This window comes from Arthrobacter sp. NPDC080082 (genome assembly GCF_040686595.1).
GTDB lineage: Bacteria > Actinomycetota > Actinomycetes > Actinomycetales > Micrococcaceae > Arthrobacter.
Genome location: NZ_JBFBKQ010000002.1, coordinates 149,036 through 162,316 on the forward strand (window position 1 = coordinate 149,036; position 13,281 = coordinate 162,316).

Below are 13,281 nucleotides of genomic sequence, written 5' to 3' on the forward strand. Positions count from 1 at the left end.
TTGTGTTCAGCCGGGTGACTTAGGTAGGCCAGCCCTCGGGGCCCGGGGTGCCGGCCGGGTATTCCTCCAGCGGCACGCTGTCCCTGGCCCAGGCCTTGATGACCGGCTCCACGATCCGCCAGCAGTCCTCGGCGGTGTCGGCCCGGACCGAGAGCAGCGGGTCGCCGCTGAGGACACCCTCAAGGACTTCGCCGTAGGGGAGCAGGTCGGAGGCGCTCAACTCCGCCTTCAGGGTGGCACGGTCCAGGCTGAGCACGTTCCCGGGGCCGTTGACGTCGACGTCGAACTGCAGGGTGTCGGGACCGAAGCCGATCCGCAGCTGGTTGGGGGAGTCGACTCCGGTGAACCCTTTGGGCAGGTGCGGCACCGGGCGGAACGTCACGATGGCCTCCTTGCGCATCGATCCGAGTGCCTTCCCGGACCGGAGCAGGAACGGCACGCCCTGCCAGCGCCAGTTGTCGATGTCCACCCGGACCTCGGCGAGGGTCTCGGTGTTCCGGGACGGGTCGACGCCCTTTTCCTTCGCGTAGTCCGGGACCTTGCGGCCATCGATCGAGCCGGCCGAGTACCGGGCGCGGCGGGTGTTCTTTGCATACGGGGCCTTGATGCTGCTGGCCCGCAGGAGGGTGGCGACGGCGTCCCGCAGGTCCCGTTCGTCCACGGAGGCAGGCGGCTCGATCGCCATCAGGGCCATGATCTGCAGCAGGTGGCTCTGGATCATGTCCCGCAGCGCGCCCGCCCCGTCGTAGTACCGGGCCCGGCCCTCGAGCGCGAGGTCCTCGTCGAAGATGATTTCCACCTTCTCGATGTGCTCCCGGTTCCAGACCGGCTCCAGGAAGGTGTTCGCGAAGCGGAGGCCCAGGATGTTCAGGACCGTGGCCTTGCCCAGGAAGTGGTCCACCCGGTGGATGTGGTCCTCGGGGACCAGGGCCGCCAGGGTCTTGTTCAGGTGCCGGGCCGATTCCGCGCTGGAGCCGAAGGGCTTCTCCATCACCAGCCGGGTGCCGGCCGGGACTTCCTCCGGGGTCAGTGCCTCGCAGGCCAGCTGGCTGATTTTCGGCGGCAGCGCGAAGTACACCGCCACCGGGCCCTCCAGCCCGGCCAGCAGGGACGCCAGTTCGCCGCCCGAGGTGACGTCCAGGCGGTGGTAGCTGGTGGAGGTACGGATCCGCTTGAGTTCGCGTTTGCCGTCCGTGTTGGCCTGCGAGTTTGCGTCCGCGAAGGCGGTGTCCAGCCGCTCCAGCCACTGCTCCTGGCTCCAGTCGTCGGAGCCGGCGCCCACCAGGGTCAGGCCGGCGGCGTGGCCGCGGGCCACCAGCCGGGCCAGGCCCGGAAGCAGCAGCCGGCCGGTCAGGTCGCCGGACGCGCCGAGGATGAGCAGGGTCTTTACCGTCGGTTCACTGGTCACCTACGCCAGCATGCCACCTCCGAGCCGGGTCTTGGTACCCTAGATAGTCGAGTCCCGTTGTCGGGCCGGTTCGTTCCGGCGAGACAGTTCCGACACTGGCGCGCCGTTCCGGACGTCAGCTGCAGATCCACTGAAAGAAGTGCACGGCGCGTGTTCAATTCACTCTCTGACCGGTTGACAGCAACCTTCAAGAACCTTCGCGGCAAGGGCCGCCTGACCGAGGCCGACGTCGACGCCACGGTCCGGGAGATCCGCCGTGCCCTGCTGGACGCCGACGTCGCCGTGCCGGTGGTCCGCGAATTCACCTCCCGCGTGCGCGAGCGTGCCCTCGGCGCCGAGGTCTCCGGTGCGTTGAACCCCAGCCAGCAGATCGTGAAGATCGTCAACGAGGAACTCGTCGAGATTCTCGGCGGCGAGACCCGCCGGATCCGGCTGGCCAAGACCGGCCCCACCATCATCATGCTCGCCGGCCTCCAGGGCGCCGGTAAGACCACCCTCGCCGGCAAGCTCTCGAAGCACCTGAAGTCCCAGGGCCACAGCCCCATGCTGGTGGCCTGTGACCTGCAGCGCCCCAACGCCGTCACCCAGCTGCAGGTCGTCGGCCAGCGCGCCGGCGTACCGGTGTTCGCCCCGCACCCCGGCGCCACCTCCACCGAGCTGGACCACCCGGCCGGCGACCCGGTCGCCGTCGCCCGCGCCGGCGTCGAGGAAGCCAAGCGCACCCTGCACGACGTCGTGATCGTTGACACCGCCGGCCGCCTCGGCGTCGACGCGGACATGATGGAGCAGGCGCGCCAGATCCGCCGGGCCATCGTCCCCAACGAAGTCCTGTTCGTCATCGACTCGATGATCGGCCAGGACGCGGTCAACACCGCCATGGCGTTCGACGAGGGCGTCAACTTCACCGGCATCGTGCTCTCCAAGCTCGACGGCGACGCCCGCGGCGGTGCCGCGCTCTCCGTCGCGTCGGTCACCGGCAAGCCCGTCATGTTCGCCTCCACCGGCGAAGGCCTGGACGACTTCGAGCTCTTCCACCCGGACCGCATGGCCTCCCGCATCCTCGACATGGGCGACGTGCTCACCCTGATCGAGCAGGCCGAGAAGTCCTGGGACAAGGACGAAGCGGCCCGGATGGCGAAGAAGTTTGCCGACCAGGAAGACTTCACCCTCGAGGACTTCCTCGCCCAGATGCAGCAGATCCGCAACATGGGCTCGATGAAGAAGATGCTCATGATGATGCCCGGTGCGCAGAACATCCGGCAGCAGCTCGAGCAGTTCGACGAGCGCGAAATCGACCGGGTCGAGGCGATCGTCCGGTCCATGACCCCGCACGAGCGGGTCGCGCCGAAGATCATCAACGGTTCCCGCCGGGCCCGCATCGCCCGCGGCTCGGGCGTGCACGTCTCCGAGGTCAACGGCCTGTTGGAGCGCTTCGCCCAGGCGCAGAAGATGATGAAGAAGATGGCCGCCGGCGGCGGCATTCCGGGGATGCCCGGGATGCCGGGCATGGGCGGGGGGGCCCGCAAGGGCAACAAGCCCGCGCCGAAGAAGAAGGCCCGCTCCGGCAACCCGGCCAAGGCCGCACAGGAGCTCAAGGACGCGGAGGCACGGCGCGCAGCCGGCGCCAAGGCCGTGCCCACCGGCGCCTCTTTCGGCCAGCAGGGCGACTTCGACCCCTCCCAGCTGAACCTGCCCAAGGGCTTCGACAAGTTCCTCGGCGGCAGCAAGTAGCGACACGCTGCGGCGGGCCGCGGCGTATGTCGCGGCCCCGTTGACGGACCCGTGGAATAGGCTTGGAGCATGTTCAAGGAGCGCGTAGTTTTCGTCCACGGGGCCGGCAGTTTCGGTGCCGCGGCGTGGCCGAAACAGCACGGCATGGCGCTGGCCTATGACGCGCTCTTCCTCCGCCGGCACGGCTTCGACCCGGTGGCCGAGCCGCTGGAAACCGATTTCGCGGCCGACGCCGGGATCGTCCTCGGCGCACTGGCCGACGACGGCCGCGGTGCCGCCGGAGGCCACGTCGTCGCCCACTCCCAGGGCGCCATCGCCGCGATGATGGCCGCCGTCGAACGGCCCGACCTGGTCCAGTCCCTCACGCTGGTGGAACCGGCCTGCCTGTCCCTGACGGCGGAACTGCCGGCCACCGCCGCGCACCGGGCCCTGATGGAACCGCTCTTCGATGTCCGGCACAGCCTGGGCGACGAGGACTTCCACCGTGAATTCGTCCGCCGGGTGTTCGCCGCGCACGCCCCGCTGCACGGCGCCGCCGGGGAAGTCGCGGCGGATAACGCCCGGGAGGCGCGGCGGCTCCGGCTGCAGGCCCCGGCATGGGAGGCGCCGCTGCACATCGTCCCTGGCGTTCCCACCCTGGTCCTCACCGGCGGCTGGGAACCGCTGTATGAGGAGATCGCCGGCTACCTCGTGGAGACCGGCGCCCGGCACCGCACCGCCCCGGGCGGGCACCGGCCGCAGGACTCACCGGAGGGGGACCGGGCGATCCGCTCCTTTATCGCCGACGTCGTCCGCAGCCGGCACGCCCGCGCCTCCTAACCCGCCCCTCCTTACTCCGGGCCTCCTAGTCCCAGCCTGCTAGTCCCGGGCGGCCCCCACCCCCGGATCCGGCAGGTAGACCTTGCCGCCGGAGGCGAGGAACTCCTCGCTCTTCTCCCGCATGCCCGCGTCGGCCCGGGCCGCCTGCGCCTCGGCGGAACCAAACTCGCTCCGGATGTCCTGGCTGATCCGCATCGAGCAGAACTTCGGCCCGCACATGGAACAGAAGTGCGCCATCTTGGCCGGCTCGGCGGGCAACGTCTCGTCGTGGAAGGCCTCGGCGGTGACCGGGTCCAGGGACAGGGCGAACTGGTCCCGCCAGCGGAACTCGAAGCGGGCCTTGGACAGGGCGTCGTCCCGCTCCTGCGCGCCGGGGTGGCCCTTCGCAAGGTCCGCGGCGTGGGCGGCGATCTTGTAAGTGATCACGCCGGTCTTCACGTCGTCCCGGTTCGGCAGGCCCAGGTGCTCCTTGGGGGTGACGTAGCAGAGCATGGCCGTCCCGTACCGGGCGATCTCGGTTGCGCCGATGGCGGAGGTGATGTGGTCGTAGCCGGGGGCGACGTCGGTCACGAGCGGACCCAGGGTGTAGAACGGCGCCCCCTTGCACAGCTCCTGCTGGCGTTCTACGTTTGCCCGGACCAGGTGGAACGGGACATGGCCCGGGCCCTCCACCATCACCTGCACGTCGAATTCCCAGGCCCGCTGCGTGAGCTCGGCGAGGGTGTCCAGTTCGGCGAACTGCGCGGCGTCGTTGGCATCCGCCGTCGACCCCGGCCGCAGCCCGTCGCCGAGGGAGAACGCGACGTCGTACTTCGCGAAGATTTCGCAGAGCTCGTCGAAGTGGGTGTACAGGAAGTTCTCCCGGTGGTGCGCCAGGCACCAGCCGGCCATGATGGAGCCGCCGCGGGACACGATCCCGGTGACCCGGTTGGCTGTCAGCGGCACGTACCGGAGCAGCACGCCGGCGTGAATGGTCATGTAGTCCACGCCCTGTTCGCACTGCTCGATCACGGTATCCCGGAAGATTTCCCAGGTCAGCGCGTTCGCTTCGCCGTTGACTTTCTCCAGGGCCTGATAGATCGGGACGGTGCCGATGGGCACGGGGGAGTTGCGGAGGATCCATTCGCGCGTCGTGTGGATGTCGTCCCCGGTGGAGAGGTCCATCACCGTGTCTGCACCCCACTGGGTGGCCCACTGGAGCTTGTCCACCTCCTCGGCGATGGAGCTGGTGACGGCCGAGTTGCCGATGTTGGCGTTGATCTTCACGAGGAAGGCCTTCCCGATGATCATCGGTTCGGACTCGGGGTGGTTGATATTCGCCGGGATGATGGCCCGGCCGGCGGCGAGTTCGCTGCGGACCAGTTCGACGTCGCAGTTCTCGCGCAGCGCGACGAAGCGCATCTCGGGCGTCACCTCGCCCTGCCGCGCGTAATGCATCTGGGTGACGGTCCGGCCGGGGAGGGCCCGGCGCGGTGCCGGAGGAGCGCCGCGCCACTCCGCCGAGGCGGCTCCGCGGCGGACCGCGGACTTGCCGTCGTCGAGAAGGCTGCGCTCCCGGCCGGAGTAGGGCTCGGTGTCCCCGCGTCCGGCAATCCAGTCGGCACGGAGCGGCGGCAGGCCCGCCACCGGGTCGCTGACCGGCCCCGCCGTGCGGTAGGCCAGGAACGGGGGATTTGGGGTGCCGCCGGGGGACGGCTCCAGGGCGATCTCGGTCACCGGGACCCGCAGGCCGTCGCCTTCGATGTAGGCCAACGTGTGCGACGCAAGGGCAGGGCTGTGCTGGGAATTTGTGGTGCGCAAGGGTTACTCACTTCCTTCGCCGGCATTACCCGGACAGGTTCAACGGTCGCAGGCTGCCTCAGCCCGATCTCAGCCCCTGCAAGGGCTCCCGTGTGGTCGTAGACGAAGCTACCACAGGGCCCCGGACACGGCTCCAAGGTTTCCGCCGGCCGCGATTAGGCTGGGACCCATGAGCGGCATCATCGAATTCACCGGGCCCGTCCTCACCGCCGTGAACCGGGAGCGGCGCGGCCTGTGGTCCGTGGACGGGGTGCTGACCTTCGACCGTCCGGAGGCGGCGCCGGACCAAGTCATCGACGGGTGGGTAATCCCGGGACTGGTCGACGCTCACTGCCACATCGGGCTCGGGCCCGGCGGTGACGTGGACGCCGCCGTCGCCGAAACGCAGGCGCGCACGGACCGTGACGCCGGGACCCTGCTGGTCCGCGACGCCGGAGCGGTGCACGACACCCGCTGGATCCAGCAGCGGCGGGACCTGCCCCGGATCATCCGTGCGGGCCGCCACATCGCCCGAAGCCGCCGCTACCTGCGCGGCCTCGCCGTTGAGGTGGACCCCGGTGACCTGGTCGAGGAGGTCCGGAAGCAGGCGCGGGCGGGGGACGGCTGGGTCAAGCTCGTGGGGGACTGGATCGACCGCGACGCCGGGGACCTTGCCGCAAGCTTCCCCGCCCGCACCGTCAGGGACGCCGTCAGCGCCGCCCACGACGAGGGCGCCCGGGTCACCGCGCACTGCTTCGCCGAGGACACCCTCGATGACATGCTCGACGCGGGCATCGACTGCATCGAGCACGCGACCGGGCTGCTGCCCCGCCATCTTCCGCGTTTCGTCGACCAAGGCGTGCCGATCGTCCCCACCCTGGTCAACATCGCCACCTTCCCGGACATCGCCGCGCAGGCCGAACCCAAGTTCCCGCGCTACGCCGCCCACATGCGCACGCTCTGGGAACGCCGGGCCGAGCGGGTCCTCGAGGCCCACGAGGCCGGGGTGGCCATCTACGCGGGAACCGACGCCGGGAGCGTGATTGCCCACGGGCGGATCGTCGACGAGTTGGAGGCACTGCATGCCGCCGGACTGGGCGCGGCCACCGCCCTCGACGCCGGCGCCTGGTCCTCCCGGGCCTGGCTGTGCGCCGCCGGAATCGCCGAGGGTGCGCCCGCCGACGTCCTGGTCTGCGCCGCTGACCCGCGGCGGGATCTCTCCACGTTGCGGAATCTGCGCGCCGTCGTCCTCCGCGGGGACGTCATCGGCGCGGCATCCGCGGAATAAATTGAAGCTTCAAGTAATTTTATCTGGTGAGAGCCGCCGAATGACGGCTGAACCCCACAGCACCGGAGTGATGCAATGACCACCAACGCCGCCACCCAGGACCTCTTGCCGGCCGACCTCTCGATGGGCACCGTGATGCTCAAGGTCGGCGACCTGGCGATGATGACCGACTATTACCAGCGCGCCCTCGGCCTGGAGGTGGTGGCCGAGCAGGGCGGCGGCCTCTACCTCGGACGCGGCCAGACGCCGCTGGTGCACCTCGCGCCGGCCCCGGGACTGAACCTCCCCTCCCGGGGCGAGGCCGGGCTCTTCCACACCGCCCTCCTGTTCGAGGACCAGGCGGCGCTGGCCGCCACCGTCGCCACCGCAGCCCAGTACGATCCCCGGTTCTTCACCGGCAGCGCGGACCACCTGGTCAGCGAGGCCTTCTACTTCAACGACCCCGAGGGCAACGGCATCGAGCTGTACTGGGACCGTCCGCGCGAGGAATGGTCCTGGGATGGCGCGAATGTTGTCATGGACAGCTTGGCGCTGCCGCCGCAGCGTTACCTGGAGCAGCACCTCACCGAGGCGTCGCTCGCCGGCCAGCACGAAACCGGCGCCGGCGTCGGGCACGTCCACCTCCAGGTCGGCGACGTGCAGTCCGCCCACGACTTCTACGTCGGGACCCTGGGCTTCGAAAAGACCGCAGGCTGGCACGGCCAGGCGCTTTTCGTCTCGGCCGGCGGCTACCACCACCACATGGCCATGAACGTCTGGAACAGCCGCGGCGCCGGCCCCCGGCGCGACACGCTGGGCCTGGGCGAGGTGCTGATCGAGGTGCCCTCCGGGGACGACATCGGCGCCCTCGCGGACAGGCTCAAGGTCGCCGGCGTCGCGTCCCACCACACGGGTGCGGAGCTCCGGTTCGACGACCCCTGGCGCAACCGGATCCGGGTCGCCGTCCGCTGACCGGCCTCCGGGCCGCCAGCCGATAGGCTGGGACCACGCCACACGCCGCGGCCCCCGGGCCGCCCGAAATCCAAGGATGAGCCCCGTGGGATTTACCGAAGTCTTCGTCGCCACCCATGACGCCGCGCTCAAGCGGGCCGCCGCCCTCGCCGGGGGCGCCCCCGCCGGCCCGGACGCCGTCCGGATCGAGGGCATCAGCGACTACGAGATCGAACGGCTGGGCGACCTCGCCGGCACCGCCGTCCACGCCGCCGGCGCCGACTACGAACTCGCGATGGTCGACGTCTCCAGTGACGCACTGCTCGGCGTGCCCGCCGCCATGGTCCGGACCCTCGCCGAGCTGCTTAGCTACGAGACCGACGAGGGCGAACGCGTCCTGGCCGACGTCGCCGGGCAGTGGGCGGCCGAGGAGGACATGCCCTTCGGTGCCGCCGAGGCCCTCGGCCACACCCGGCGGATCGCGGAGCTCGCCTCCGCCGTCGACCCCGCTGCCCGCACCGAACTGTACGTCTGGACTGCCTGAGCCGGACTGCGGCGCCACCCGCGGCGACCCGCCGCGGGTGTTAAGTCGAAATCGGCGCGGTGATCTGGCACAATGATCAGGTACTTGATCTGCGTGGCCCCTCTCTCCGCGTCTGGATCTTGTCCTTTTAGAACCCCCTAGTATGGCCCGCCCCACGGGTGCAGAACGCCGGGTTCGACCCCGTTTCAGAAACAGGAGTGACCACAAAAGTGGCCGTTAAGATTCGCCTTAAGCGCTTCGGCAAGATGCGCGCCCCGTACTACCGCATCGTCGTCATGGACTCACGCTCCAAGCGTGACGGCCGTGCCATCGAGGAGATCGGCAAGTACCACCCGACCGAAGAGCCCTCGTACATCGAGGTCGACTCGGACCGCGCCCAGTACTGGCTCGGCGTCGGCGCTCAGCCGTCCGAGCAGGTTGCCGCGATCCTGAAGATCACCGGTGACTGGCAGAAGTTCAAGGGTCTGCCCGGCCAGGAAGGCACCTTGAAGACCAAGGCTGCCAAGGAAGGCTTCGTAGCCCCGGAGAAGGGCTCCGTCATCATTCCGGAAGCCATCACCAAGAAGGCCAAGAAGGACGACGCAGCCGAGGCCCCGGCCGACGCCGAAGCAGAGACCACCGAGGCTGAGTAACTTGCTGGCAGACGCGCTCGAACACCTGGTCCGCGGGATTGTAGACAGCCCCGAGGACGTCAAGGTCAGTGCCAAGAACAACCGCCGGGGGGACACCCTTGAGGTGCGCGTTCACCAGGACGACCTTGGCCGGGTGATTGGCCGCCAGGGCCGGACCGCACGCGCACTGCGCACCGTGGTTGCGGCACTGGCAGACGGTGAGCCGGTGCGGGTCGACGTCGTCGACACCGACCGCCGCCGGTAGCGCAGCCAGCACACGCTTGATCTCTGTCCGGCCCCTCCACCAGCATTGGTGGAGGGGCCGGACTGTTTTGCGCACACTGCGCCCCCACAACGACCCATCCTTCCCATCCCCGAACAAGAGGACAGCATGCAGCTTCAGGTGGCACGAATCGGCAAACCCCACGGCATCCGCGGCGAGGTCACCGTCCAGGTGCTGACCGACGCCCCCGGTGACCGGTTCGTCCCGGGCACCCAGTTCGTCGTGGAGCCCGCGTCCGCCGGGCCGCTCACGGTCGAGAGCGCGCGCTGGAACAAGGACATCCTGCTGCTGGCATTCGAGGAGGTGGAGACCCGCAACGATGCGGAGGCCCTGCGCGGCGCCAAGCTCTTCATCGAAACCGAAGAACTCGACGAGGACGACGACGAGGGCTGGTACGAGCACGAACTCGTCGGCCTGGACGTCCGGGTGGGCAACGAGGTGGTGGGCACGGTCTCCGCGCTGCACACCATGCCCGTCCAGGACCTGCTGGTGGTCAAGGACCGCGCCGGCAAGGAAATCCTGATCCCGTTCGTGGAGCAGATCGTCCCCGAGGTCAACGTCGCCGAAAAGTACGTCCTCGTCACCCCGCCGGCGGGCCTGTTCGAGGTCAACACGGACACCGCCGCGACCCCCGACGACGGCGACTCCGCCGACAGTGCCGCCGAGGACGCAGACGGGGACCGCGCCTAAGATGCGGATCGACGTCGTCAGTATCTTCCCCGAGTACCTCGCCCCGCTGGAGCTGTCCCTGATCGGGAAGGCCCGGCAGGACGGACTGCTGAAGCTCACCGTCCACGACCTTCGGGACTTCACCACCGACCGGCACCGCACCGTCGATGACACCCCGTACGGCGGCGGCGCCGGCATGGTCATGAAGCCGGAACCGTGGGCCCAGGCGCTCGGTGCCGTCGCGGGCACTGCGGCGGCAGGGGAGGGTGAGCTCCGGAAACCTGTGCTGATTGTCCCCTCGCCCGCGGGGGAGCGCTTCACCCAGGCCATCGCGCACGAGCTCGCCGAGGAGGAGCAGCTGGTCTTCGCCTGCGGCCGGTACGAGGGCATCGACGAACGCGTCCTCGAATGGGCGGCGGACCACTTCACCGTCCGCCCCATGAGCCTGGGCGACTACGTGCTCAACGGCGGCGAGGTGGCGGTCCTGGCGATGGTCGAGGCAATCGGGCGGCTGCTGCCCGGCGTCGTTGGCAACCCCGAATCCCTCGTGGAGGAATCGCACTCCGACGGGCTGCTGGAGTACCCGGTCTACACCAAGCCATCCAGCTGGCGCGGCCGGGACGTCCCCGCCGTGCTGCTCAGCGGCAACCACGGCAAGATCGCCCAGTGGCGCCGGCACGAACAGTACCGACGTACCGCGGAGCGCCGCCCCGACCTGCTCGAGGCGTTCGACGCCGGGACGTTGCCCCGCGCGGACCGCACCGCGTTCGCGGACCTCGGGTACGACATCGAAGACGGCCGGCTCCGCCGTCGCGCCGACGCCTGAGCACGGCCTGACACGGGACTTTCCCGCCGCCGTCGTGCGTCCGGGGGAGTCCGCGGATTCAGCAAAAGCCGCCATTCTGTGGCAAAATAAGTCCTTGTGCCTGCTGGGTGCGAACCTGCCACAGGGGGAGCGTCACCAACAGCGCGGCACCCCGGCCCGGTCAATTCCTGACTGGACCGGAACGACACATTTTCGGCGGTGATTTCCGGGCGCGACTGCGGCCGGGCTTGGCCGCCGTGACCCAACGTGAATGACCTGTGGCGTTCACCAGGAGTGGATCAATGCATATCCTCGATTCCGTCGACGCAGCCTCGCTGCGCAACGATGTTCCCGAGTTCCGCGCGGGTGACACCATCAAGGTGCACGTGAACATCATCGAAGGCAAGAACTCCCGTGTCCAGGTCTTCCAGGGCTTCGTCCTGGGCCGCCAGGGTGACGGCGTCCGCGAGACCTTCACCGTCCGCAAGGTTTCCTTCGGTGTCGGCGTGGAGCGTACCTTCCCGGTGCACTCCCCGATCATCGACAAGATCGAGCTCGTCTCCAAGGGTGACGTGCGCCGCGCCAAGCTTTACTACATGCGTGCACTGCGCGGTAAGGCTGCGAAGATCAAGGAAAAGCGCGACTTCCAGACCGCCAAGTAAGTCCCCGGACTTACTCCGCGGATCCACGGCCGGCCCGGCTCACCCCGGGCCAGCGCCACTGCGCCGATCAAGCACTTCACGCGTCAGGGGATGTGGACCATGGAACAGCCAAAACGCCGGCCCAGGAAACTGGGCTGGCGTTTTGTGCTTCTGGGGCTCGTGCTGGCCATCGCCATCAGCGGCCTGGTCAGGTCCCTGTGGCTGGACGTGTACTTCATCCCGTCCGCCTCGATGGAGCCGCTGCTGCGCGACGGGGACCGGATCCTGGTCTCCCGTACCGACTTCGCCGCCGACCCGATCCGTCGCGGCGACGTGGTGGTCTTCGACGGCCGCGGGTCCTTCGCGCCGCTGAACAGCGGCGCCGGCCCGGCCGCGGAGCTGGTGGCCGGGGCGGGGCACTGGCTGGGCATCACCGGCAGTGACACCACCTACGTCAAACGGGTCATCGGGCTGCCGGGGGACCGGGTGGTCTGCTGCGACGGTTCCGGCAAGCTCACAGTCAACGGCCAGCAACTTAGTGAACCGTATATATATCCCGGCGATGAGCCCAGCACCCTGAAATTCGACGCGATCGTCCCCGCGGGACGGCTCTGGCTGATGGGGGACCACCGGTCCAAGTCGGCCGATTCCAGGGGGCTGCTGGGGGCTCCCGGCGGCGGCATGGTGCCGCTGGACCGGGTGATCGGCCGGCCGGTGATGATCATCTGGCCGCTTGATAGATTTGCTGCACTACCGCGGCCCGACGCGGCCGCCACGACGACACAGAACGGACAGTAGATGCCCGAGACCGGACCCCGGACCCCTGAGCCCCACGGCCAGGCCGAACCCCGGGTGACGTCCGCGCCCATTCCCGACGGCGAACACCCGACGACGCGGCTCCCGGCCGTGCCGAAGACGCCTGCCCACGAGACGCCCGTCGACGGGACGTCGGCTGAGGCTCCCCGGCGCGAAGCGCCACGCGTCCCGGAACGGGCGGCCGGCGTCGCCCAGGACGGTCCCTCCCACGCGGGCCCCACGTCGGCCCGGGCTCGCCGGGCGCTGGCCCGCGAGGGCCGCAACCCGGTCCTGGTCTGGCTCCGGGAGATCGCCACCGTGGTGGTCATCGCCGTTGTCCTGTCCTTCTTGATCAAGACCTTCCTGTTCCGGGCCTTCTACATCCCGTCCGAGTCGATGATGAACACGCTGGACGTCAATGACCGGATCTTCGTGAACCTGCTGGTGCCCCAGCCGATCGCCCTGCAGCGCGGCGACGTGATCGTCTTCCGCGACACCAAGAACTGGCTGGCTCCCGCGGCGCCGAAACCGGTTGGTCCCATGACCGGGGTGCAGAACGCGCTGACGTTCGTGGGGCTGTTGCCGGACAATTCGGAGCAGCACCTGGTCAAGCGCGTCATTGGGCTGCCGGGCGACCACGTCATCTGCTGCGACGGCAGCGGCCGCCTGACCGTCAACGGCAAGGCCCTGGACGAGAAATACATCAACAGTGCCGAGGTCCCGCAGGTGCGGACGTTCGACGTCGTGGTTCCCGCCGGCAAGGTCTGGGTGATGGGCGACAACCGCAACCACTCGGCCGACTCCCGCGCCCACATAGAAACCGACGGCGGCTTCATCGACATGGCGGACATCGAGGGCCAGGCCGCCGTGATCGCCTGGCCGCTGAACCGCGTCAAGGCACTGGACAACTACCCGGACGTCTTCACCGGCGTTCCCGCCCCGTCCGGCACCCCCAGCAGCGCCCCGGCAGGAAAGTAA

Annotated in this window: 14 protein-coding genes and 1 riboswitch; of the genes, 12 read left to right on the forward strand and 2 right to left on the reverse strand. The window is 69.2% G+C overall.

Going from position 1 to position 13,281, the window contains the following annotated elements:
- Positions 1-19: 19 nt before the first annotated feature.
- Positions 20-1,408 (reverse strand): glucose-6-phosphate dehydrogenase, encoded by a 1,389-nt coding sequence (locus AB0O44_RS04965; protein ID WP_364134993.1) that lies wholly within the window; start codon positions 1,406-1,408, stop codon positions 20-22.
- Between the two features lie 150 nt (positions 1,409-1,558).
- On the opposite strand from AB0O44_RS04965, the gene ffh reads away from it, so the two are divergent.
- Both ffh and AB0O44_RS04975 read left to right on the forward strand, forming a co-directional pair.
- Entirely contained in the window at positions 1,559-3,139 is a 1,581-nt protein-coding gene (gene ffh / locus AB0O44_RS04970) for a signal recognition particle protein (RefSeq protein WP_364134996.1), read from the forward strand.
- Between the two features lie 69 nt (positions 3,140-3,208).
- Positions 3,209-3,958: an alpha/beta fold hydrolase gene (locus AB0O44_RS04975; protein WP_364134999.1), complete on the forward strand. Its 750-nt coding sequence runs from the start codon at positions 3,209-3,211 to the stop codon at positions 3,956-3,958.
- 39 nt (positions 3,959-3,997) lie between these two features.
- Here the strand turns inward: AB0O44_RS04975 and thiC are convergent, their stop codons facing one another.
- Positions 3,998-5,758 (reverse strand): phosphomethylpyrimidine synthase ThiC, encoded by a 1,761-nt coding sequence (gene thiC / locus AB0O44_RS04980; RefSeq protein ID WP_364135001.1) that lies wholly within the window; start codon positions 5,756-5,758, stop codon positions 3,998-4,000.
- A riboswitch (TPP riboswitch) is annotated at positions 5,753-5,860 on the reverse strand. Its footprint overlaps the gene before it by 6 nt.
- 67 nt (positions 5,861-5,927) lie before the next feature.
- On the opposite strand from thiC, the gene AB0O44_RS04985 reads away from it, so the two are divergent.
- The 10 genes from AB0O44_RS04985 to lepB (AB0O44_RS05030) all read left to right on the forward strand — a co-directional run bounded on the left by AB0O44_RS04985 (position 5,928) and on the right by lepB (AB0O44_RS05030) (position 13,281).
- A complete protein-coding gene (locus AB0O44_RS04985) occupies positions 5,928-7,025 on the forward strand; it encodes an amidohydrolase family protein (protein WP_364135004.1) in 1,098 nt (365 codons plus the stop codon).
- Positions 7,026-7,100: 75 nt separating this feature from the next.
- Positions 7,101-7,976, forward strand: coding sequence for a VOC family protein (locus AB0O44_RS04990; RefSeq protein WP_364135007.1), 876 nt, complete (start codon positions 7,101-7,103; stop codon positions 7,974-7,976).
- Between the two features lie 85 nt (positions 7,977-8,061).
- Positions 8,062-8,499: a hypothetical protein gene (locus tag AB0O44_RS04995; protein WP_364135010.1), complete on the forward strand. Its 438-nt coding sequence runs from the start codon at positions 8,062-8,064 to the stop codon at positions 8,497-8,499.
- 209 nt (positions 8,500-8,708) lie between these two features.
- Complete coding sequence (gene rpsP / locus AB0O44_RS05000) at positions 8,709-9,131, forward strand: 30S ribosomal protein S16 (protein ID WP_290257538.1); 423 nt, start codon at positions 8,709-8,711, stop codon at positions 9,129-9,131.
- A gap of 1 nt (position 9,132) precedes the next feature.
- Positions 9,133-9,375 (forward strand): RNA-binding protein, encoded by a 243-nt coding sequence (locus AB0O44_RS05005; RefSeq protein WP_290257539.1) that lies wholly within the window; start codon positions 9,133-9,135, stop codon positions 9,373-9,375.
- Positions 9,376-9,501: 126 nt separating this feature from the next.
- Positions 9,502-10,083, forward strand: a complete 582-nt coding sequence (gene rimM, locus AB0O44_RS05010) for a ribosome maturation factor RimM (protein ID WP_290257540.1) — start codon at positions 9,502-9,504, stop codon at positions 10,081-10,083.
- 1 nt (position 10,084) lies between these two features.
- Positions 10,085-10,888, forward strand: a complete 804-nt coding sequence (gene trmD / locus AB0O44_RS05015) for a tRNA (guanosine(37)-N1)-methyltransferase TrmD (protein ID WP_290257541.1) — start codon at positions 10,085-10,087, stop codon at positions 10,886-10,888.
- A 281-nt stretch (positions 10,889-11,169) separates the two neighbouring features.
- Positions 11,170-11,529, forward strand: coding sequence for a 50S ribosomal protein L19 (gene rplS / locus AB0O44_RS05020; protein ID WP_056738299.1), 360 nt, complete (start codon positions 11,170-11,172; stop codon positions 11,527-11,529).
- Between the two features lie 99 nt (positions 11,530-11,628).
- Positions 11,629-12,306 (forward strand): signal peptidase I, encoded by a 678-nt coding sequence (gene lepB, locus AB0O44_RS05025; protein ID WP_364135016.1) that lies wholly within the window; start codon positions 11,629-11,631, stop codon positions 12,304-12,306.
- Entirely contained in the window at positions 12,307-13,281 is a 975-nt protein-coding gene (lepB, locus tag AB0O44_RS05030; protein ID WP_364135019.1) for a signal peptidase I, read from the forward strand.

What these genes read in the sequence shown, in the direction of transcription:
- AB0O44_RS04975 (WP_364134999.1), top strand. Translation starts at nt 3,209, where the DNA reads ATGTTCAAGGAGCGCGTAGTTTTCGTCCACGGGGCCGGCAGTTTCGGT.
- AB0O44_RS04985 (WP_364135004.1), top strand. Translation starts at nt 5,928, where the DNA reads ATGAGCGGCATCATCGAATTCACCGGGCCCGTCCTCACCGCCGTGAAC.
- AB0O44_RS04990 (WP_364135007.1), top strand. Translation starts at nt 7,101, where the DNA reads ATGACCACCAACGCCGCCACCCAGGACCTCTTGCCGGCCGACCTCTCG.
- rimM (WP_290257540.1), top strand. Translation starts at nt 9,502, where the DNA reads ATGCAGCTTCAGGTGGCACGAATCGGCAAACCCCACGGCATCCGCGGC.
- trmD (WP_290257541.1), top strand. Translation starts at nt 10,085, where the DNA reads ATGCGGATCGACGTCGTCAGTATCTTCCCCGAGTACCTCGCCCCGCTG.
- rplS (WP_056738299.1), top strand. Translation starts at nt 11,170, where the DNA reads ATGCATATCCTCGATTCCGTCGACGCAGCCTCGCTGCGCAACGATGTT.
- lepB (WP_364135016.1), top strand. Translation starts at nt 11,629, where the DNA reads ATGGAACAGCCAAAACGCCGGCCCAGGAAACTGGGCTGGCGTTTTGTG.
- lepB (WP_364135019.1), top strand. Translation starts at nt 12,307, where the DNA reads ATGCCCGAGACCGGACCCCGGACCCCTGAGCCCCACGGCCAGGCCGAA.